Raw genomic sequence first — 21034 nt, forward strand, 5'->3', positions numbered from 1 at the left:
CGCCATGACCCTGCGCCAGTTCAAGGCCCAGGTTGAAGGCGTCACAACCCGCGGCCTCACCCTAGAGGGTCTGCGGGTAGCGATTGTGGGCGATATCCTGCACTCCCGCGTGGCTCGCTCCAACCTCTGGCTGCTCCACACCCTGGGAGCAACCGTCAAGTTCGTTGCCCCGCCCACCCTGCTCCCGGTAGATATCGAAAACTGGCCGGTAGAGATTTACTACAACCTCGATGACGCCATCGAATCGGGGGTTGACGCGGTGATGATGTTACGTATCCAGAAAGAACGCATGAACGCGGCCTTCTTCCCTTCGTCCGAGGAATACTCCCGCCTGTGGGGGCTTACCCCCGAGCGCTTTGCCCGCCTCGACGCGTCCGCCCACGAAACCGCTATCTTGCACCCCGGCCCCATGAACCGCGGCCTCGAAATCTGCGCCGAAGCAGCAGATTCGCCGCGCTCCTGGGTGCTACGCCAGGTGACTAACGGCGTGTCCGTACGCATGGCGGTGCTCTACCTGCTCATGACTGGCGGCTCCTCTCACGACTTCTACCCCGGCTCCTAAGCCCTGGACGAAAGAGAAACAATGCCTGAATCTGTTTACCTCATTAAGGGCGCCTCACTGCTAGGTGAGAAAACCGCCGATATTCTGATCAAGGACGGCCTCATCGCTGAAATTGGCGAGAACCTTGAGGACGCTTCCGCCCAGGTCGTCGAGGCCCAGGGGCTTATTGCCCTGCCCGGCCTGGTCGACCTGCACACCCACCTGCGTGAACCCGGCCAGGAGGACGCAGAAACCGTCGAAACCGGCACCCGTGCCGCAGCCCTGGGCGGCTACACCGCCGTCTTCGCCATGGCTAATTCCAACCCCGTCGCCGATACTGCCGGCGTGGTGGAACAGGTCTACGAGCTGGGTAAGAACTCCGGCTGGGTCAAGGTTCAGCCCATCGGTGCTGTTACCGTGGGTCTGGCAGGGGAGCGCCTCTCAGATATCGGGGCTATGGCTGAATCCCGCGCCCAGGTGCGCGTCTTCTCAGATGACGGCATGTGCGTCTGGGACCCGGCCCTGATGCGTCGAGCCCTGGAATACGTGAAGACCTTCAACGGCGTTATCGCCCAGCACGCCCAGGAGCCCCGCCTGACCGAAGGCGCCCAGATGAACGAGGGTAAGGTGTCAGCAGAACTGGGTCTGGCTGGCTGGCCCGCTGTTGCTGAAGAATCCATCATCGCTCGCGACGTGCTGCTGGCTGAACACGTTGGTTCCCGCCTGCACATCTGCCACCTGTCAACCAAGGGTTCCGTTGAAATCGTGCGCTGGGCTAAGGAACGCGGCATCAAGGTAACCGCTGAGGTTACCCCCCACCACCTTCTGCTGACCGATGAGCTGGTGCGCACCTACGACCCCGTCTACAAGGTCAACCCGCCCCTGCGCACCGAAGAGGACGTGCTGGCCCTGCGTCAGGCAGTTGCCGACGGCATCATCGACATCATCGGCACCGACCACGCACCTCATCCCGCCGAATCCAAGGACTGCGAGTGGGCCTGTGCCGCCAACGGTATGACCGGCCTTGAACAGGCACTGTCTATCATCCAGAAGACCCTGGTTGATACCGGCTACATCACCTGGGCCGACGTTGCCCGCATCATGAGCACCAAGCCCGCCGAAATCGGCCTAGCAGCCGACCAGGGGCGTCCGCTTGAAGCGGGGGAGCCCGCTCACCTGGTGCTGGTCGACCCCGCCGCAACCCGCGTCATCGACCCCGCCGCCCAGGCCACCAAGGGCAAGAACAACCCCTACCGGGGCCTGGAAGTGCCCGGCGCGGTCATAGCCACCTTCTTCGGCGGTCGCCCCACCGTTCTCGACGGTACACTGAACACCCCGTCCGCTAAGTAACCCGCTAGGAGAGTGCCCGTGTCTGACAAGCTAATTCCCACCCTGATTCTGGTCCTTGTTGCCGCCCTCATCTTCTGGGCTATGTGGCAGGGCTGGAAGAGTAGGAAGCAGCGTCAGGTTCACACCGGCACCCTGCTCGATGTGCCTGAGCGCTACGACGACGCCGAATCCCTGCTTGCGGTACCCGGCACCTATGTTGCCACTACCGTTATGGGGGACTGGCTCGACCGTATCGCCACCAACACCCTAGGCGTGAAATCAAGCGGCGTCTTCTTCGTCTACGAGGACGCTGTCATCATCATGCGCAACGGCTCCCAAGATATCTGGATTCCCGCCAACGACATTATCGGTGTGCGCACCGAAGCCGGTATTAACGGTAAGTTCGTCGAGAAAGACGGCCTGGCCGTCCTCTCCTGGTCACTCAACGGCAACCCCGTCGATACCGGCTTCCGCACCCGCTATGCGGCTGACAAAAAATCAATTCTCGATGCCGTTGCAGCTATCGCGCCCCAGGCAACCGTCGGCCACGACACCCTGGCCCGACCCTAAGTTTCCACCTGCTGATTGCAGGTGACTACACCAACCAACAGGAAGTGTGTGAATGTCCCACCCAGCACCCACCCCACGTGCAGCAGTACTCGTCCTTGAAGACGGTACCTTCTACCGCGGCGAAAGCTACGGCGCCACCGGCAAGACTCTTGGCGAAGCGGTCTTCTCAACCGGCATGACCGGCTACCAGGAAACCCTGACCGACCCCTCCTACGCGGGGCAGCTCGTGGTTCAGACCGCACCCCATATCGGCAACACCGGCGTCAATACCGAGGACGCCGAATCCCGCAAAATCTGGGTTGCAGGTTACGCCGTACGCGACGCCGCCCGCCGCCCCTCTAACTGGCGCTCTGAGCGTTCCCTCGACGAGGAACTGGTAGAGCAGGGAATCGTCGGCATCCAGGGCATCGACACCCGCGCCCTGACCCGCCACCTGCGCAGCGCCGGTTCCATGCGTGCCGGTATCTTCACCGGGGCGGACGCCGAGCTTCCCCTGGCAGACCTGGTTGCCCAAGTACAGGCAGCAGCCGAAATGAAGGGCCAGAAGCTGGCTGACTCCGTTTCTATTGAAGAGGCCTACATCGTAGAGCCCGCTGACCAGGGCTGGGACGGCGACGTCAAGGCCACCCTGGTTGCCCTCGACCTGGGTATCAAGGCAATGACCCCGAAGCGCTTTGCCGAGCGCGGCGTCCGCGTGCACGTGCTGCCCGCAACCGCCACCTTCGAAGACATCACCGCCCTCAACCCCGACGGTGTCTTCTTCTCCAATGGCCCCGGTGACCCCGCAACCGCGGACGACCAGGTCCAGCTCCTGCAGTCCGTCCTGCGCACCGGCACTCCCTTCTTCGGTATCTGTTTCGGCAACCAGCTGCTGGGCCGTGCCCTGGGCTTCGGTACCTACAAGCTGCCCTTCGGCCACCGCGGTATCAACCAGCCCGTCATGGACCGCACCACCGGCAAGGTAGAAATCACCGCCCAGAACCACGGCTTCGCCGTAGACGCCCCGCTGGACGGCGCCGTCACTGCCCCCAACGAAGAATTCGGCCGAGTCGAAGTCTCCCATGTGGGCCTCAACGACCAGGTGGTCGAAGGCCTCCGCTGCCTCGACATTCCCGCCTTCTCGGTGCAGTACCACCCCGAAGCAGCCGCTGGCCCCCACGACGCTGCCTACCTCTTTGACCGTTTCATCGATCTCATGCTCGAGAAGAAGAACTAAGGACACCGAACCATGCCGAAGCGTAACGATCTCAACTCAATCCTCGTCATCGGTTCTGGCCCGATTGTCATTGGTCAGGCCGCCGAATTCGACTACTCGGGCACTCAGGCCCTGCGCGTTCTCAAAGAAGAAGGCGTGCGCGTCATTCTGGTCAACTCCAACCCGGCCACCATCATGACCGACCCCGAGTTCGCCGACGCCACCTACATCGAACCGATTACCCCCGAGGTCATCGAAAAGATTATTGCCAAGGAAAAGCCCGACGCCATTCTGCCCACCCTCGGTGGCCAGACCGCCCTCAACGCGGCTATCTCCCTCGATGAGCAGGGCATTCTCGACAAGTACGGCGTAGAGCTCATCGGCGCCAACATCGAAGCTATCAACCTGGGCGAAGACCGCGAGGCTTTCAAGGGCGTCGTTGAGCGTGCCGGCGGCGAATCTGCCCGCTCCGTCATCGTGCACACCATGGAAGAAGCCCTCGAAGCCGCCAAGGAACTGGGCTACCCCATGGTCGTACGCCCCTCCTTCACCATGGGCGGTCTGGGCTCGGGTATGGCCTACAACGAAGAAGACCTGCACCGCATCGCCGGTGCCGGTATCCAGTACAGCCCCACCAGCGAGGTCCTGCTCGAAGAATCCATCCTGGGCTGGAAGGAATACGAGCTGGAAATGATGCGAGATAAGAACGATAACGTGGTTGTCGTCTGCTCCATCGAAAACTTCGACCCCGTGGGCGTACACACCGGTGACTCCATCACCGTAGCTCCCGCTCTCACCCTCACCGACCGCGAGTACCAGAAGCTTCGCGACATCGCCATCAACGTGATTCGCGAGGTCGGCGTTGACACCGGCGGCTGTAACATCCAGTTCGCCATCGACCCGGCAACCGGCCGCGTCATCGTCATCGAGATGAACCCCCGCGTGTCCCGCTCGTCCGCTCTGGCGTCAAAGGCAACCGGCTTCCCGATTGCAAAGATCGCCACCAAGCTCTCCCTGGGCTACACCCTGGACGAGATCCCCAACGACATCACTCAGAAGACCCCGGCCTCCTTCGAACCCACCCTCGACTACGTCGTGGTCAAGGTTCCCCGCTTTGCCTTCGAGAAGTTCCCGGCAGCGGATCCCACCCTGACCACCACCATGAAGTCGGTGGGCGAGGCCATGGCCCTGGGCCGCAACTTCACCGAAGCCCTGCAGAAGGCCATGCGCTCCATGGAGCAGAAGGGCTCAACCTTCCGCTTCGACAACCCCGAACTCGGTGCGGACGGACTGGCCGCCCTGATTGAGCAGAGCAAGACCGCTACCACCGACCGTATTTTCCAGGTCCAGCGAGCCCTGCTGGCTGGTGCTACCGTCGAGCAGATGCACGAGGCAACCGCCATTGACCTCTGGTTCCTCGACCAGCTGGTGCTCCTCAACGAGGTTGCCTCAGAAATCGCCGCCTCTAAGACCCTGGATGAGCGCACCCTGCGCCTGGCCAAGCGTCACGGTTTCTCCGACGCTCAGATCGGTGAAATTCTCGGTATGAGCGAGGCAGTGGTGCGCGGTATCCGCCACGCCTTGAACATCCGCCCCGTATTCAAGACCGTCGACACCTGCGCCGCCGAGTTTGAGGCCTTTACCCCCTACCACTACTCTTCCTACGACCAGGAGGACGAGGTAGCCCACCACGAGAAGCCCTCAATCATGATTCTGGGCTCCGGCCCCAACCGTATCGGCCAGGGTATCGAGTTCGACTACTCCTGCGTCCACGCCTCCATGGTGCTGCGCGAGGCCGGCTACGAGACCGTCATGGTCAACTGCAACCCCGAGACCGTATCAACCGACTACGACATCTCTACCCGCCTCTACTTCGAGCCCCTTACCCTGGAAGACGTGCTCGAAATCGTTGAGGCTGAGCGTCGTACCGGTGGCCTGCTGGGCGTCTTCGTGCAGCTCGGTGGCCAGACCCCGCTCAAGCTGGCTCAGGAACTCAAGGCCGCTGGCATCCCGATTCTGGGCACCTCACCCGAGGCTATCGACCTGGCTGAAGACCGCGGCGAATTCTCCCGCGTGCTGGAAGAAGCCGGCCTAATTTCCCCCAAGAACGGCACCGCCTACACCTTCGAGAACGCCAAGAAGATTGCGGACGAAATCGGCTACCCCGTGCTGGTGCGCCCCTCCTACGTTCTGGGCGGACGCGGCATGGAGATCGTCTACTCCGAAGCCCAGCTGGCCCGCTACCTGGAGAACGCTACCGAGGTTTCTCCCTCCCAGCCCGCTCTGATCGATAAGTTCCTTGAGGACGCCGTCGAAATCGACGTCGACGCCCTCTTTGATGGCGAAGAGCTTTACCTGGGCGGCGTCATGGAGCACATCGAAGAGGCCGGTATTCATTCGGGCGACTCCGCCTGCACCCTGCCCCCCATCACCCTGGGCCCGGACGTCATCGAGCAGGTCAAGGAGGCAACCTACAAGATTGCCGCCGGCGTGGGCGTACGCGGTCTGATCAACATTCAGTTCGCTGTAGCTTCTGAAATTCTCTACGTAATTGAAGCTAACCCCCGTGCTTCTCGAACCGTCCCCTTTGTTTCAAAGGCAACCGGCGTACAGATGGCTAAGGCAGCGGCTCTGATCGGTACCGGCAAGACCATTGCAGATCTCAAGGCCGAAGGCTACCTGCCCGCCACCATGGACGGCGCCACCCTGCCTGTCGAAACCGCCATCGCGGTCAAGGAAGCTGTGTTGCCCTTCAGCCGCTTCCGCACCCCCGAGGGCATCGTGGTTGACTCCCTGCTCGGCCCCGAAATGCGCTCAACCGGTGAGGTCATGGGCCTGGACCGCCACTTCGATACCGCCTTCGCTAAGGCTGAAGCATCTGCAGGTTCTAAGCTGCCGACCGAGGGTAAGGTCTTCGTCTCTGTAGCTAACCGTGACAAGCGCAACTCCATCATCTACGTAAAGATGCTGCAGCAGCTGGGCTTCGAGATTGTCTCCACCGGCGGTACCGCAGACGTTCTGCGCCGCAACGGGGTGGAGTCCCTGGTCGTCCCCAAGATTGCAGAAACCAAGGACGGGGAGCGCTCCATCGTTGATATGGTGCGCGATGGCGACATCGACCTGATTTTCAACACCCCCTCCGGCGGTCAGGCCCGCGGCGATGGCTACGAGATCCGCGCCGCGGCTACCTCGGTAGGCTGCCCCGTGATGACTACCGTCTCTGAGTTTGGTGCAGCCGTTCAGGGTATTAACGCCCTGCGCGAATACAGCTGGGACGTCATGAGCCTGCAGGAACACGGCGCCTCCATTGAGGCTGCCCTGAAAGCTCGGGAGGCCTAATGTCACGCGGTTTTGGTGATTGCCTGGCTGCGGCCATGGGGGAGAAGGGCCCCCTCTGCGTGGGCATTGACCCCCACCCCGCTCTGCTCGATGCCTGGGGGCTGCCCGACACCGCGGCGTCCTTAACCACCTTTGCCTCGACCGTGCTTGAGGCCTGCGGCCAGGTAGCCGCAGCCCTCAAGCCCCAGGTGGCGCTCTTTGAGCGCCACGGTTCGGCGGGTCTTGCTGCCCTCGAGCAACTGCAGCGGGATGCTGCGGACGCCGGTGTTCTGGTTGTTGCCGACGCCAAGCGCGGCGATATCGGCTCGACCATGGCAGCCTATGCGGACGCTTGGCTAGGGGAGACCTCACCGCTGGGCACCGATTCAGTGACCCTGAGCCCCTACCTGGGTTTTGAGTCCCTGCGCCCGGCCCTTGATTTGGCCGACCGCAATGACCGGGGCACCTTCGTGCTGGCGCTGACCTCGAACCCCGAGGGGCAGACCGTACAGCATATGGGCGGTACCTCATCTGTTGCCGCATCGATCATCGCCGCAGCCCGTGCCGAGAACGACCAGCGCCAGTGGGAGGTCATGGGCCCCTGCGGTCTGGTAGTAGGCGCAACCGTTGCCGATGCCCTGCAGAAGCTAGAGATTGACCTCTCAACCTTCAACGGGCCCATTCTGGCACCGGGTTTCGGCGCCCAGGGAGCTACGGCCCAGGACCTCTATACCGTTTTTGCCGGTATCGAGAACCAAGTTCTGGTGAACTCGAGCCGAGGTGTGCTGGCGGCGGGACCGTCCGCCCAGGGTCTGCGTCAGGCTGCTGAAAAGGCTTGTGACGAGCTTGTAAACGCCCGGTAGAGTCTTGACCAACAAAAATGGTGGGAATTTGAAACAAATTCCCACCATTTTTCTTTAAAAGAGGTTACCGACGGGTAACTATCTTCCATAACCGTTTCTGACATGGTATTTTGTAATTGTTGGTTCGCAAATAGATAAGCAACAACCCCCAAGAATGAGCAAAGCTGCTCGGTTGCTTGTTTATTCCAACACACCCCACCCCTTTTGCCTTACACGGCATCTCGCACAGAAGGACAACAATTATGCCTCTTCAGCCCCTCACAGAAGAACAGCGCGCCGCCGCCCGCGAAAAGGCCAAGAAGGCCCGCGTCACCCGCGCCGAAATCAAGGACGCCGTTAAGAACAAGCAGATTACTATTGCAGAAGTTCTCAAGCGCGCCGAAACTGACGAAGCAGTCGCTAGACTGAAGGTAACCGACCTGCTCACCTCCCTGCCGGGTGTGGGCGAGGTTCGTACCGAGAACATTTTGCACGAACTGAACATTGCTGCGTCCCGCCGTCTGCGTGGTCTTGGTATCCACCAGCGCAAGGCACTCATCAATCTTCTCGACCGATAAGGGAAACCATGGCTGAACAGACCGCCGCACCTAAACTGACCGTGCTAGCTGGCCCCACCGCCGTTGGCAAGGGAACCGTTTCTGCTTACATTCGTGAGCACTACCCCGAGGTGTGGTTCTCTGTCTCCGCCACTACCCGCGACCCCCGCCCAGGCGAAGAGGACGGCGTGCACTACTACTTCGTCTCAGACGAAGAATTTGAGTCGATGGTAAAGAACCGTCAGATGCTAGAATGGGCCACCGTGCACAACTCCTACAAGTACGGCACGATCCGCTCCATGGTGCAGAAGCAGTTGGACGCCGGTAAGCACGTCCTACTTGAAATCGACCTGCAGGGTGCCCGCCAGGTACGCAACACCATGCCCGAAGCGCAGCTCATTTTCTTGGCTCCTCCCAGTTGGGACGAGCTGGTATCCCGCCTCATTGGTCGAGGAACTGAGTCCCCGCAGGAGCAGGAGGCTCGCCTCGATACCGCCAAGATTGAGCTGGCTGCTGAGCCCGAGTTTGATTACACCGTCATCAACGAAACCGTGGCAGAAGCGGCGGAAGAAATCGTGCGTCTCATGGGTGCTCACCGCAAGTAACCCAGGAAGTCGCTAGGGCCGCGGTTTAGGGGAATATCACCCCTGCACCGCCGCCCTTTTGCGTGACAAAAAAACGGTTGACCGATAGTATAGGTAGAGTTTTATGCCACCGGTAGACCCGGTGGTGAGCAAGCACAGTCAAGATGGAGTCTTACGTGGCAAACGCACACAACGATGAAGGTATCATCAATCCCAGCGCAGACGCTCTGATCCAAAAAGCTGAGTCGAAGTACGGTCTGGTGATTTTTGGTGCTCGCCGTGCTCGCCAGATTAACGCCTACTACTCACAGCTTCACGAGAACCTGTATGATCACGTAGGCCCCCTGGTAGATTCTGAGCCCAACGAGAAGTCGCTCTCTGTGGCTATGCGTGAAATCAACGAAGGCCTGATTGAGGCCCGCCATATTACTGATGGCCAGTTCGATGAAAACGGCACCCTGCTGCACGAGGATGAGCCCAGCGCATTCCTGGCCGGTGGCGACTTCTACATCGACGAGCCCTTCGTTGAATACGTCGACGCTGAAGATGCAGATCAGGCCTAATCTGCAGTAGCTCATGCGAGTTGTTATTGGCATTGGAGGGGGCATTGCTGCCTATAAGGCGGCAATGCTCCTTCGTCTTTTTGGTAAGGCCGGGCACGAGGTTATTGCGGTGCCCACCGAGGCTGCCCTTAAGTTTGTGGGGCAGCCTACTCTTGAAGCCCTGAGTGGCAACCCGGTGTCGGTGGACGTCTTTGAGCGGGTTCCCGAGGTCAATCACGTGCAGCAGGCTGAGCGGGCTGACGCTGTAATCATTGCCCCGGCGACAGCCGACCTCATGGCCCGTTTAGCGGCTGGGCGGGCTAACGATCTGCTGACCGCAACCGTGCTGACCACTCACGCCCCGGTCATTCTAGCGCCGGCGATGCACACCCAAATGTGGGAGCACCCGGCTACCCAGGCCAACGTAGCGACCCTGAAATCCTACGGCTACCACATTATTGAGCCTGCCGTGGGTCGTCTGACCGGCCCCGACTCCGGGGTGGGGCGCCTGCCTGAACCTGAGGACATCTATGCCCAGGCCCTATCCCTTTTGGGGTGGAATCAGGACGCCGTGGGGGAGGGCCAGTCGGTTGAGGCAGGTGGGCTGCCCCTAGCTGGGCAGCGCCTGCTCATTACAGCCGGCGGTACCCGAGAAGCCCTTGACCCTGTGCGTTTCTTGGGCAACCGGTCCTCGGGCAAGCAGGGCATCGCCCTTGCTACTGCCGCTACCGAACTCGGCGCCCAGGTACACCTCATTGCAGCTCATGTGGAGGTTGAGATACCGGGTAACCTGCACCGGGTCACCCGGGTATCAAGTGCCCTGCAGCTGCGCGAAGCCGTGTTTGAGCACCTGGCAGCCACTGACGTCCTGATTATGACCGCGGCGGTGGCCGACTTCAGGCCGGTAGAGTACGCGGACGCCAAGATTAAAAAGACGGACGACCCCGGCCAGGACCCCGTGATTAGGCTGGTGCGCAACCCTGACGTCCTCAAAGAAGCCGTGCTCTACCGCGAGGAAAACCCGCAGCGAGCACCCCACACTATCGTTGGTTTTGCCGCCGAGACCGGGGATGCCACCACCAGCCCGCTCAACTACGGCCGCGCCAAGCTGGCGCGCAAGGGCTGCGACTACCTGGCGGTGAACACCGTGAGCGAAACCCAGGGGTTTGGAGCCGATAGCAACACTATTACCCTGCTCTCGGGCCAGAATGACCGCGAGGTACCCCTCCAGGGCAGCAAGCTCGACGTCTCCCGCGCAATACTTCGTCATATAGCGCAAGAATTCAACAATCATTCACCAAGTAGCCCCACCGAGCCGAGAGAAGTACAGTAAAAACCGTGACTGAAAATAATCATCTTCGTTTATTCACCAGTGAGTCCGTGACCGAGGGCCACCCCGACAAGATTTGTGACCAGATTTCTGACTCAATTCTGGACGCCCTGCTGACCGTTGATCCGCTCTCTAACGTAGCGGTTGAAACCCTGGTTACCACTGGCCAAGTGCACGTAGCGGGTGAGGTGACCACCAACGGTTACGTCGACATCCCCAGTATCGTGCGTAAGACCATCCTCGACATCGGCTACAACTCATCTACCCACGGCTTCGACGGCGAATTCTGTGGCGTATCTGTATCGATTGGCGAGCAGTCACCCGACATTAACTCGGGTGTTTACAACTCCCTCGAAGCCCGCCAGGGCACCGCAGCTGACGACCTGGATCGCCAGGGCGCAGGCGACCAGGGCATCATGTTCGGTTACGCCACTAACGAGACCGAAGTGCTTATGCCCGCCCCCATTTACGTTGCCCACCGCCTGGCCGAGCAGCTGACCAAGGTACGCAAGGACGGCACCCTGCCCAACCTGCGCCCCGACGGTAAGACCCAGGTCACCCTGGGCTACGACGAGAACTTCAAGCCCGTCATGATTGATACCGTTGTGGTCTCAACCCAGCACACCGCAGACTACGACCTCGACCAGCTTGCAGCCGATATTCAGCAGCACGTGATTGAGCCGGTTCTGGCCAGCTTCGACTTTGACTCGTCTCAGGCCAAGTTCATCATCAACCCCGCAGGTCGCTTCGTTCAGGGCGGTCCCGTGGGCGATGCTGGTCTGACCGGTCGCAAGATTATTGTGGATACCTACGGTGGCATGGCCCGCCACGGTGGCGGTGCTTTCTCAGGTAAGGACCCCTCTAAGGTTGACCGTTCTGCCGCCTACGCCATGCGCTGGGTTGCCAAGAACATCGTTGCTGCCGGGCTCGCCGACCGTGCCGAGGTTCAGGTTGCCTACGCTATTGGCCAGGCTGCCCCCGTCGGTATCTACGTTGAAACCTTCGGCACCGAAAAGGTCGAAATCTTCAAGATTGAACAGGCTATCCGCGAGGTCTTCGACCTGCGCCCGCTGGCCATCATCCGCGACCTGGAGCTGCGCCGTCCTATCTACGCCAAGACCGCAGCCAACGGCCACTTCGGCCGCGAAGAGCGCGAGTTCACCTGGGAACGCACCAACCGCGTCAGCGAACTCAAGGCGGCTGTAGGCCTCTAAGCTAAAATGTCTGTATGACAACGGCACCCACCCCCGAATCCCTGCAACCAGATTTGTTGCAGGGATTCGACATACCCGATGCGCACCTGGTCGGCTCCACGGCAGCCGAGGACGCCGCGGTGCAGCTGCCGATTGCCCGCGTGCACATCGACACCCACGTGCCCCACCTCGATAGGCTCTTTGACTACCGGGTGCCAGCGGCCCTCGACGAGGAGGCTCAGCCCGGGGTGCGGGTGCGGGTTAAGTTCGGGGGAAGAGAGGTCACCGGCTGGCTGCGGAAGCGGGTAGAACATTCGGACGCCCCCGCCCGCCTGGTACCCCTGCACAAGGTGATTTCGCCCCTGCCTGTTGTTACCCCTGAAGTCTTTGAATTAGCCGATGCCCTAGCGGAGCGCTACGCGGGGCTGGTGCCCGATGTGCTCCGCCTGGCTGTACCCCCGCGGGTCGCTAGCGTTGAGAAAGCTTTTATAGGGTCCGAAGACCCGGCTGAAGCGCCCACACCAGACTGCCCAGACCTCACCGGCTTCACCGACTACGCTCAGGGGGCAGAATTTTGTGAGGATTTGCTTGCTGGGCATCAGGCCCGGGCAGTGATGGCTGTGCTGCCCTCCCACCCTGAACGGAGCTGGGAGCAGCTGCTGGCGTCCGCCCTGGTAGCTACCGCCTCCACCGGCAGGGGAGCCTTAGCCGTTGTACCAGACCATAAGAGCCTCGACCGGCTCGCAGCCGCCCTCGAAGAGCTCGTAGACGAGAGCGCCTTTGTGTGGTTGACCGCCAACGATAAGCCCACCCCCCGCTACCGCAGTTATCTGAAAGCCCAAAGCGGCCAGGTGCGTATCGTGATCGGTACTCGTTCAGCCGCCTACGCTCCCGTAGCGAACCTGGGTCTGGTTGCCTGCTGGGACGACGGGGACTCTTCCCTGGTTGAGCAGCGGGCCCCCTACTGCCAGGCCCGTGATGTTCTTCTACTGCGAGCCACCCTCGAAAAGACGGCGGCCCTCTTCATGGGGTATGCGGTCTCTAGCGAGGCTGCCCGCCTGGTCCGTACCCGCTGGGCTAGCTTCCTGGGGGCAGACCGGGTCCTAGTCAGGTCTCTTACTCCCCGGGTCATGCCCACCGGCGACGACTATCAGCTTGCCCGCGACCCCCTGGCAGCTATTGCCCGCATACCCCACCAAGCTTTTGCCGTAGCCAAGGACGCCCTCGCTACGGGACCCGTGCTGATTCAAGTAGCCCGTGCCGGCTACATTCCCGCTCTGACCTGCCAGCGCTGCCGTATGCCCGCCCGCTGCGATAACTGTCGCGGCCCCCTGACCCAGCCTGCCGGGGGGAGTGCCCCCCAGTGCGGCTGGTGCGGACATCTAGCCCACCACTGGCACTGTCTTGACTGCGGGTTTAACCGCTGGCGTACCGGTATCGCAGGTGCCCTACGAACCGCAGAAGAACTGGGGCGGGCCTTTCCAGGGGTTCCGGTAATCACCTCCAGCGGCGAGAACATCAAAACCAGTATCGGCCCAGAACCTGCCCTGGTCATCGCCACCCCCGGCGGCGAACCGGTAGCTGAGGGCGGTTATGCGGCCGCCCTGCTTCTTGATGCCGACCGGATGCTTCAGTTCGACTCCCTGCGCGCCCCTGAAACCGCCCTTCGGCGCTGGTTGAACGCGGCAGCCCTGGTACGCTCCTTTGCCGTGGGCGGCCGCGTCGTCACCACGGCAAGCCCCTCCGCAGCTCTTGAAGCCCTGGTGCGCTGGGACCCCATGGGCTTTGCCCTCTGGGAAATAGACGAGCGTGCCGAGATTGGCCTGCCCCCGGCCGTCCGCACCGCCGCCATTACCGGTAGTGAGCGTGCCGTGCAGGTCTTTTTGGAGGCTATTACCCTGCCCGATGAGGCCCGCGTCAACGGCCCCATGCCCCTGGCCGATTCAACCGGCTACTACGAGGGGGAGGCCGACAGCGATCTCTACCGCGCCATTATCTTCTTCCCTTACGCCGTGGGAGCCAAACTCACCCACCACCTGCGCTCCATCAAGGCCTCGCTAGCTGCCCTGAAAAAGAGCGAGCCCGTGCAGATACGCTGCGACGGGCTCGATATTCTCTAGGTCTGCCCGGTGCCTGGGTAGCGGGGGCAAGTGCCGGGGCGGCTAGGCTTCTACTGCCGATGAAGGGAAGAAGCTAGATCCAGCAGGGTGAGGGCGCTCTGTTCCCAGGTGTAGCGAGCGGCGTCCGCAAGACCGTTCACAATGCTGGTCTGCTGAGCTTGCCGGTCTTCTAGGTCGCGTACCGCCTGCGCAAAGGCAAAGGGGGAACAGGTCTCAGCAAAGCGGGCTGAAGGGGCTATCTCCCGGAAAATTGGGATATCCGACAGCACCACGGGGCAGCCCGCCGACTGGGCCTCCACCACTGGCAGCCCGTAGCCTTCTTCCCGCGAGGCGGTCAGCAGGGCAGCCGCGGTGCCTAGCAGCTGGCGGTAGTCTTCGTCGCTGGTTCCCCCGTGGAACACAACGTTTTCTCCCGCGAGAGGTGCAAGTTCCTCCAGGCGCGCCGGGGCTGCCTTGGAGAGTAGGTGCAGGCGGTAGTCCGGCAGGAACTTCATGGCCTGCAGCAGGGTCTCAACGTTCTTGTAGGGCATGAAGGAGCCCATGTAGATTAGGTCTTTGGTGCGGGCCGGGGCCAATTCGAGTGCCTGCTGCTGGGCCACAAAATCCTTGGCCTGGGGGGCGTTGGGTATCACCGTGATGGGATTGGTAGTTAGCTCGTGCTCCCGCATCAAAGCTGCCGTGGTCTGCGAGACCGTAGCGACGGCGTCCGCCCGGTTCAGCAGGTAGCGCTGGGGCGCGTAGGTGGTGTGGAAGACCCTCCAACCCAGCCGAACCGGCGGAGGGAGGAAACCCGGCGGCGTGGGATAGGAGTAGTAAATCAAATCGTGCAGGGTCAGGATCAGCTTGAACTGCCTGCCCAGCCCACCCAGCCCGATGGTTTGCATGGGCGAGAAGACCACGTCGGGGGAGTAGCGGTTGAATTGCAGGGCGGCGGTGGATTCCAGGGCGGACGTCGGCGCACAGATTTGCACGGACGGCAGGTTGGGGAGCATCTCAAGCTGACGTACATCGCTCACCACCATGGTGAGCTCCAGGCCTTCCGGCAGACGCCGGTCACCGGCGTCCGCTAGCTCCTTGAGGGCAAAGAGCAAGGACGCGGTGTAGCGGCTAATCCCGTCGTGAAAACCGATGCGGGTATAACGGGCATCAATAAAGAGTTTCATGCTACTTGCCCTCCTCTAGGTCTTGAGAATGAAAGTCAGCAATGAGGGAGGCAGCCCGTAGGGGAGTCTCGTAGTGAATCAGGTGGCCGACCTCGGGAATGATATCGAGCCGCCCCCGCTGGAGTTTACGGGCCATGGCCTGCTGGAGTTCTAGGGTACCCAGGTCGTCCTTCTCCGCCACAATGAGCTGGACCGGCATCGGCAGGGCCGGGGTGAAATCAGCTGCGGTGGAACTGATAGAAGCCCGATAGGCCTGTAGAACCGCCTCGCGGGAGGCAAAGGCACCGAAGTAGGTATCGTGCTGGCCGTTGATGAACCGGCGCAGGGCGGGGTCATGATTTTTCATCATGAACTCACTGCTCAATCTGGTCACCAGGCGGGAGCGCAGCAGGGCAAAGCCCAGGGAAGCAGGTAGGGCAGCTCCCGCACCGTAATAGAGCTCGGCCAGGCGGCTCATCACCTTTTGGTCCCCCTCAAGGGCAGGCTGGCAGATGGGGTTAATCAGGGTCAAACGTTGTACGAGATGGGGGCGCACCAGGGCGGCATAAGAGCTCACGATCGATCCAAAAGAGTGGCCCACCAGGTGCACCGGGCTGCCCACAGCGGTCTCAATGAAATCAACCAACCAGGCAGCATAGGTGCTCACCGCATGCTCAGCCTCCTCAATCGGGGCAGTCTTACCAAAGCCCGGCAGATCAGGGATATAAACGCAAAAATCCTTCAGGCCGGTGGCAATGATTTCTAGGCCGTGGTGATCGCCCCTAAAGCCGTGTACCAAAACCAGGGGAGCGGCGTCCGCCTTTCCATACACCCACCAGCGGCTATAGGTGCCGCCAACCCAGCCCTCGTAGCGCGTTCCGGCAGGAACCTGCTGAGGTACCGGCTCAAAAACACCGGCCGAGTGGGGGCTTGCAGACATAGTGACTCCTTCTCTCTACCCCCACCACTGTACCGCCTCACCGCCCACTTCTCAGTGGGCAAACTGCCACCGGGCAAAGCAAGCTCAAGCGCGGTACACTAGGAAGCAAACTATTGACAGCTCAGACTCGTGCGCGCCCAAAAAGCGCAAGCACCACTCGACAGACAGGAAACACGGTGACTGCTGAGGTAGAACCTACCGAACAGAACGAAACCACCTGGGACTTCCGCTCCATGGAAGCCAAGTGGCAGCCCTACTGGGAAGAAACCAAGGTTTTTGAACCCACCAACGAAGAAGGCAAGGAAACCCGCTACGTAGCGGACATGTTCCCCTACCCCTCCGGCGACCTCCACATGGGCCACGCCGAAGCCTTCGCCATTGGCGACGTCACCGCCCGCTTCTGGAAGCAAAAGGGCTACGATGTGCTGCACCCCATCGGCTGGGACTCCTTCGGCTTGCCCGCAGAAAACGCAGCCATCAAGAACAACACCCACCCCAAAGAGTGGACCTACAAGAACATCGAGACCCAGGCCGGCTCTTTCAAGCGCTACGGAATTATGACCGACTGGTCCCGCCGTCTGCACACCTCTGACCCCGAATACTACAAGTGGACCCAGTGGCTCTTCCAGCAGTTCTACAAGAAGGGCCTGGCCTACCGTAAGTACTCCCAGGTTAACTGGTGCCCCAAGGACCAGACCGTGCTGGCCAACGAGCAGGTTGTCAACGGCGAGTGCGAACGCTGCCACACCCCCGTGACCAAGAAGTCTCTGAACCAGTGGTACTTCAAGATCACCGACTACGCCCAGGAACTGCTGGACGACATGAAGGAGCTGGAGGGCCACTGGCCCGACCGCGTGCTGGCTATGCAGCGCAACTGGATCGGCCGCTCCGAGGGCGCCGAAGTTACTTTTGAGGTTGAGGCTGCCGGCAACAAGCCCGCCACCACCGTAGACGTCTTCACCACCCGCCCCGATACCCTCTACGGCGCAACCTTCTTCATCGTGGCAGCCGACGCCGACCTGGCCCTCGACCTGGTAACCGACGACCAGCGGGAAGCCCTGGAAGCCTACCGCGAAGAGATCAAGGTTCTGTCGGATATCGACCGCCAGTCCACCGACCGCGAGAAGACCGGCGTCTTCCTGGGCCGTTATGCCATCAACCCCCTGACCGGCGATAAGCTGCCCCTGTGGGCCTCTGACTACGCCCTGGCCGATTACGGCACCGGCGCGCTGATGGCGGTTCCCGCCCACGACCAGCGCGACCTGGACTTCGCTCGCAAGTTCGACATTCCCGTCATCACCGTTCTCGACACCTGTGAGGACGACCCGGCAGAAACCGGCGTCGCTACCACCGGCGATGGTGTGCACATCAACTCCGGCCCGCTGGATGGCCTGAATAAGGCTGACGGCATCTCAAAGGCTATTGAGATTCTTGAAGAGAACGGTGTAGGCACCGGCAAGGTCAACTTCCGCCTGCGTGACTGGCTGCTCTCCCGCCAGCGCTTCTGGGGCTGCCCCATCCCCGTCATCCACTGTGAAGAGCACGGTGAACAGCTGGTTCCGGAAGAGCAGCTGCCCGTCCTGCTTCCCGATAACCTGGCCGGTGAAGACCTGGCACCCAAGGGTCAGTCACCCCTGGCAGCTGCCACCGACTGGAATACCGTTCCCTGCCCCGTTTGCGGTAAGGACGCCAAGCGCGACTCAGACACCATGGACACCTTCGTGGATTCCTCTTGGTACTTCCTGCGCTACGTCTCACCCAACTTTGATGAGGCGGTTTTTGATCTCGAGCAGATGAAGAAGTGGAACCAGGTCGACATGTACGTCGGCGGTGTTGAGCACGCGATTCTGCACCTGCTCTACGCCCGCTTCTTCACCAAGGTCATCCGCGACCTGGGTCTGATTGACCACTCTGAACCCTTCAAGGCCCTGATGAACCAGGGCCAGGTGCTCAACCAGGGTAAAGCCATGTCGAAGTCCCTGGGCAACGGTGTTGACCTGGGCCAGCAGCTCGATAAGTTCGGCGTCGATGCCGTCCGCACCGTCATGGTCTTCGCCTCCCCGCCCGAGGACGATGTCGACTGGGCCGACGTTTCCCCCGCAGGTATGCAAAAGTTCCTGGCCCGCGCCTGGCGCGTTGCCCAGGACGTCACCAGCGAGATGGGGGCGGACGGCGCAACCGGCGACGCTGCCCTGCACAAGCTGGTGCACCGCACCGTCCACGACGTCGATGCCCTGGTAGAGAACGGCAAGTTCAACGTTGCGGTGGCCAAGACCATGGAGCTGGTCAACGCTACCCGCAAGGTTATTGACTCCGGTGCAGGTGCTGCCGACCCGGCCGTCCGCGAGGCTGCTGAGACCATCGCCATCTTGCTCTCCCTCTACGCCCCCTACACCGCAGAGGACGCCTGGCATCTGCTCGGCCACGATACCCCGGTACTGACTGCGGGCTGGCCCGAGGTCGACCCGGCCCAGCTGGTGGACGATACCGTCACTGCAATCGTGCAGGTTAAGGGCAAGGTCAAGGACCGCCTGGAGGTCTCCAAGGATATTTCTGAAGCCGACCTTGAAGCCCTGGCTCTGGGGTCAGAGTCCGTTCAGCGAGCACTGAGCGACGCTGAGGTGCGCAAGGTCATTGTGCGTGCCCCCAAGCTGGTCAATATCGTGATCTAGTGAGATCTAGATAGAGATGATCGGGTGCTCCTTCCGTAGCGAGAGGCACCCGATTTTTCTATCTTTTGAGTGATTGCTATGGACTGAGTCACTCCAAGCACTTGGCTAAGAGGTAGAGTAGTGAGGTGCGTTCTATAGCCCTGGTCACCGATTCATCTGCTGCCCTGCCCGCCGCTACCCTTGAACACCTCAAGGCCGAAGGCGGGTTTAGTCTAGTTGAGCTACCGGTAACCGTGGGCGACCGTGCTTTGAATGACCTACCGGCCGATCAGATAGATGCCGCTATCGCTTTAGCTCATGTTCAGGGGGAGCAGGTGCTGACCTCCGGTGTTGCGCCGGGTACCCTGGTGGACGCCTACGAACAGCTGGCAGCCCAGGGCTACTCTGCGATTATTTCGGTTCATTTATCGGGGGAGCTGTCGGGTACTTGCGATGCGGCCCGTTTAGCGGCGCAACTGGTCGATGTGCCGGTGGTGGTGGTTGACTCGCTCAACCTGGCGATGGGGCTGGGTGAGCCTGTGCTCCGCCTGCACCGCCTCCTTGCCCGAGAGCAGGACTTAGAGCAGGCCACCGCTCTGGCCGAGGAGCTCTGTGCTTCTACCGAGCTCTTTTTCTTTATTCCTACCCTGGACGCTCTTAAGCGGGGCGGACGCGTCAGCCCCGCTTTAGCTATGGTGGGCCAGATGTTTCAGATTCGGCCTGTAGCTACCGTGCTTGATGGCAAACTGCACTACGTTGAGCGCCCCCGCACTACAGCTAAGGCGATTGAACGGCTTGCGGCTTTGACCGAACAGGCCAGCGCCGAGCGGGCCGGTGAATTACCGCTAGATGTGCCGCTGAAGGATAGGGAGTCAGCCAACCTGCTTAGGCGCCAGGGGCAGGTGGTTGCCATCCATTACAGTGGTAATGAGGAGCAGGCGCGGGAGTTTAAACAGACTCTGGGGTCTATCGCCTCTGGGGCCGTGCTAACGCCCCTGCCCCCGGTGCTCTCTGCCCATGCGGGCTTAGGGGCCCTGGCAGCCGTTATTTTCTAGAGTTATGTTCAAGATGGTGCAGAGGCCCTGTGGATAGGGGCTTGGGTCGCGTCATCTTGTGACTCGGGTGCACCACCTGCGAGGTTTCTGGGGCTAATTTCCGCAGGCTGGTGGGAGGGGCTTTATCCACAGGTGCCGTCGGACTTGGTCTAAATCGTCGGAAGCTCTTAGCCTGGGGCCATGTCTCAGAACTCTAGGTACCCCGCTGATACCCTACCGTCTGTTTCAACTGAACCTGCCGATGTCTATACAGGTCAGCCGAGTCAGACCGATTATCTCTTGCGTAGCAGGCGCCACGGCCCTGATCCTGCGAGCACCTCCCGGAGTCCCCGCCATCGGGCGCTTCTTGAGCGTGCTTTGGCGTCTTCCGGTTCGGAGGCTCCCGGTCTTGGCCCACAGGCTTCGGTGACCCGGTGGCGGGTGCCTACGGGTGCGCTGGTGATTCTTGCCCTTGTCTTGGGTCTTGTTGCTCTGTGGCCTGTGGTGTTTTCTGGTGGCGGCTCGTCTGTGTCGGCGGTTCCTGTGGCTCCTTCTGAGGGTGCCGTGGTGCCGGACGACGAGGCTGGGCAGGGGCTGAGCACCGGGGCGGCTGCTACTTCAGCGGAGACGCACGGGGGGAGGTGCGCCTGTGGTGGTTCATGTTGCCGGCGCGGTGCAGACTCCGGGAGTCTACGAGCTAGGTTCTGAGAGCCGGGTGAATGATGCGGTCACAGCTGCCGGTGGGCTTAGGGACGATGCTGATACGTCGGCGATTAACCTGGCAGCCCCGGCCAGTGACGGGAGCCAAATCTATATTCCGGTACAGGGCGAGGAACCACCTAGTTCGGCGGGTGGCTCCGAGGCCGCTCATAGTCTAGCGGGTACGGGTCTCGGTACAGATCGGGGTACGGACGCCGCCGGGCTAGTGAATATCAATACGGCAAGCGCAGAGGAGCTTCAGACCCTGCCGAAGGTCGGCCCTGTGCTGGCTGCATCGATTATTAGCTGGCGGGAGCAGTACGGGGGTTTCAGCTCGGTAGATGAGCTGGACCAGGTTTCGGGCATTGGGCCAGCTACTCTTGAAGCTCTCCGCCCGTTGGTGACGGTATGAAAAGGGTACTGGCTGCTGGGCGGAGCTGGCAGCAG

Annotated in this window: 17 protein-coding genes; 15 read left to right on the forward strand and 2 right to left on the reverse strand. The window is 61.3% G+C overall.

What is annotated here, in order from left to right:
- From E4U03_RS04170 to E4U03_RS04225, 12 genes are all read left to right on the forward strand, one after another.
- Positions 1-562 (forward strand): aspartate/ornithine carbamoyltransferase family protein (locus tag E4U03_RS04170; protein ID WP_416220612.1); only part of this gene is annotated, 562 nt, incomplete at its 5' end.
- Between the two features lie 21 nt (positions 563-583).
- Entirely contained in the window at positions 584-1891 is a 1308-nt protein-coding gene (locus E4U03_RS04175) for a dihydroorotase (protein ID WP_135011772.1), read from the forward strand.
- An 18-nt stretch (positions 1892-1909) separates the two neighbouring features.
- Positions 1910-2440 carry a hypothetical protein gene (locus E4U03_RS04180; protein ID WP_135011774.1) on the forward strand — a complete coding sequence of 177 codons (531 nt, stop codon included), beginning with the start codon at positions 1910-1912 and terminating at the stop codon, positions 2438-2440.
- Between the two features lie 52 nt (positions 2441-2492).
- Positions 2493-3656 (forward strand): glutamine-hydrolyzing carbamoyl-phosphate synthase small subunit, encoded by a 1164-nt coding sequence (gene carA / locus E4U03_RS04185; protein WP_135011776.1) that lies wholly within the window; start codon positions 2493-2495, stop codon positions 3654-3656.
- Positions 3657-3668: 12 nt separating this feature from the next.
- Positions 3669-6974: a carbamoyl-phosphate synthase large subunit gene (carB, locus tag E4U03_RS04190; protein ID WP_135011778.1), complete on the forward strand. Its 3306-nt coding sequence runs from the start codon at positions 3669-3671 to the stop codon at positions 6972-6974.
- Positions 6974-7816 (forward strand): orotidine-5'-phosphate decarboxylase, encoded by an 843-nt coding sequence (gene pyrF / locus E4U03_RS04195; RefSeq protein ID WP_135011780.1) that lies wholly within the window; start codon positions 6974-6976, stop codon positions 7814-7816. Before carB ends, pyrF begins: the two co-directional genes overlap by 1 nt.
- A gap of 242 nt (positions 7817-8058) precedes the next feature.
- The gene (gene mihF, locus E4U03_RS04200; protein WP_135011782.1) at positions 8059-8373 is read left to right on the forward strand and encodes an integration host factor, actinobacterial type; all 315 of its coding nucleotides are present in this window, start codon (positions 8059-8061) and stop codon (positions 8371-8373) included.
- Between the two features lie 8 nt (positions 8374-8381).
- Entirely contained in the window at positions 8382-8957 is a 576-nt protein-coding gene (gene gmk, locus E4U03_RS04205; protein ID WP_135011784.1) for a guanylate kinase, read from the forward strand.
- Positions 8958-9112: 155 nt separating this feature from the next.
- Complete coding sequence (rpoZ, locus tag E4U03_RS04210) at positions 9113-9499, forward strand: DNA-directed RNA polymerase subunit omega (protein WP_377129350.1); 387 nt, start codon at positions 9113-9115, stop codon at positions 9497-9499.
- Positions 9500-9512: 13 nt separating this feature from the next.
- Positions 9513-10811 carry a bifunctional phosphopantothenoylcysteine decarboxylase/phosphopantothenate--cysteine ligase CoaBC gene (gene coaBC / locus E4U03_RS04215; protein WP_135011788.1) on the forward strand — a complete coding sequence of 433 codons (1299 nt, stop codon included), beginning with the start codon at positions 9513-9515 and terminating at the stop codon, positions 10809-10811.
- A 5-nt stretch (positions 10812-10816) separates the two neighbouring features.
- Positions 10817-12022: a methionine adenosyltransferase gene (gene metK / locus E4U03_RS04220; protein WP_135011790.1), complete on the forward strand. Its 1206-nt coding sequence runs from the start codon at positions 10817-10819 to the stop codon at positions 12020-12022.
- A gap of 14 nt (positions 12023-12036) precedes the next feature.
- Positions 12037-14121, forward strand: a complete 2085-nt coding sequence (locus tag E4U03_RS04225) for a primosomal protein N' (RefSeq protein ID WP_135011792.1) — start codon at positions 12037-12039, stop codon at positions 14119-14121.
- Positions 14122-14171: 50 nt separating this feature from the next.
- On the opposite strand, the gene E4U03_RS04230 is transcribed toward E4U03_RS04225, so the two are convergent.
- Together E4U03_RS04230 and E4U03_RS04235 are read right to left on the reverse strand one after the other, a co-directional pair.
- The gene (locus E4U03_RS04230) at positions 14172-15284 is read right to left on the reverse strand and encodes a glycosyltransferase family 4 protein (RefSeq protein WP_135011794.1); all 1113 of its coding nucleotides are present in this window, start codon (positions 15282-15284) and stop codon (positions 14172-14174) included.
- 1 nt (position 15285) lies between these two features.
- Positions 15286-16203 carry an alpha/beta fold hydrolase gene (locus E4U03_RS04235; protein ID WP_135011796.1) on the reverse strand — a complete coding sequence of 306 codons (918 nt, stop codon included), beginning with the start codon at positions 16201-16203 and terminating at the stop codon, positions 15286-15288.
- A gap of 233 nt (positions 16204-16436) precedes the next feature.
- Here E4U03_RS04235 and leuS point away from each other — a divergent pair, with 233 nt between their 5' ends.
- The 3 genes from leuS (at position 16437) to E4U03_RS04250 (ending at position 20999) form a co-directional block, all read left to right on the forward strand.
- Positions 16437-18875 carry a leucine--tRNA ligase gene (leuS, locus tag E4U03_RS04240; RefSeq protein ID WP_135011876.1) on the forward strand — a complete coding sequence of 813 codons (2439 nt, stop codon included), beginning with the start codon at positions 16437-16439 and terminating at the stop codon, positions 18873-18875.
- A 125-nt stretch (positions 18876-19000) separates the two neighbouring features.
- Positions 19001-19909, forward strand: a complete 909-nt coding sequence (locus E4U03_RS04245) for a DegV family protein (RefSeq protein WP_135011798.1) — start codon at positions 19001-19003, stop codon at positions 19907-19909.
- Positions 19910-20540: 631 nt separating this feature from the next.
- Complete coding sequence (locus tag E4U03_RS04250; protein ID WP_209304116.1) at positions 20541-20999, forward strand: ComEA family DNA-binding protein; 459 nt, start codon at positions 20541-20543, stop codon at positions 20997-20999.
- Positions 21000-21034: the final 35 nt, after the last annotated feature.

Source organism: Rothia nasimurium (genome assembly GCF_004569295.1).
Lineage (GTDB): Bacteria > Actinomycetota > Actinomycetes > Actinomycetales > Micrococcaceae > Rothia > Rothia nasimurium_B.

What these genes read in the sequence shown, in the direction of transcription:
- coaBC (WP_135011788.1), top strand. Translation starts at nt 9,513, where the DNA reads ATGCGAGTTGTTATTGGCATTGGAGGGGGCATTGCTGCCTATAAGGCG.
- gmk (WP_135011784.1), top strand. Translation starts at nt 8,382, where the DNA reads ATGGCTGAACAGACCGCCGCACCTAAACTGACCGTGCTAGCTGGCCCC.
- pyrF (WP_135011780.1), top strand. Translation starts at nt 6,974, where the DNA reads ATGTCACGCGGTTTTGGTGATTGCCTGGCTGCGGCCATGGGGGAGAAG.
- carA (WP_135011776.1), top strand. Translation starts at nt 2,493, where the DNA reads ATGTCCCACCCAGCACCCACCCCACGTGCAGCAGTACTCGTCCTTGAA.
- mihF (WP_135011782.1), top strand. Translation starts at nt 8,059, where the DNA reads ATGCCTCTTCAGCCCCTCACAGAAGAACAGCGCGCCGCCGCCCGCGAA.
- E4U03_RS04230 (WP_135011794.1), bottom strand. Translation starts at nt 15,284, where the DNA reads ATGAAACTCTTTATTGATGCCCGTTATACCCGCATCGGTTTTCACGAC.
- E4U03_RS04225 (WP_135011792.1), top strand. Translation starts at nt 12,037, where the DNA reads ATGACAACGGCACCCACCCCCGAATCCCTGCAACCAGATTTGTTGCAG.
- carB (WP_135011778.1), top strand. Translation starts at nt 3,669, where the DNA reads ATGCCGAAGCGTAACGATCTCAACTCAATCCTCGTCATCGGTTCTGGC.
- leuS (WP_135011876.1), top strand. Translation starts at nt 16,437, where the DNA reads ATGGAAGCCAAGTGGCAGCCCTACTGGGAAGAAACCAAGGTTTTTGAA.
- E4U03_RS04235 (WP_135011796.1), bottom strand. Translation starts at nt 16,203, where the DNA reads ATGTCTGCAAGCCCCCACTCGGCCGGTGTTTTTGAGCCGGTACCTCAG.
- E4U03_RS04175 (WP_135011772.1), top strand. Translation starts at nt 584, where the DNA reads ATGCCTGAATCTGTTTACCTCATTAAGGGCGCCTCACTGCTAGGTGAG.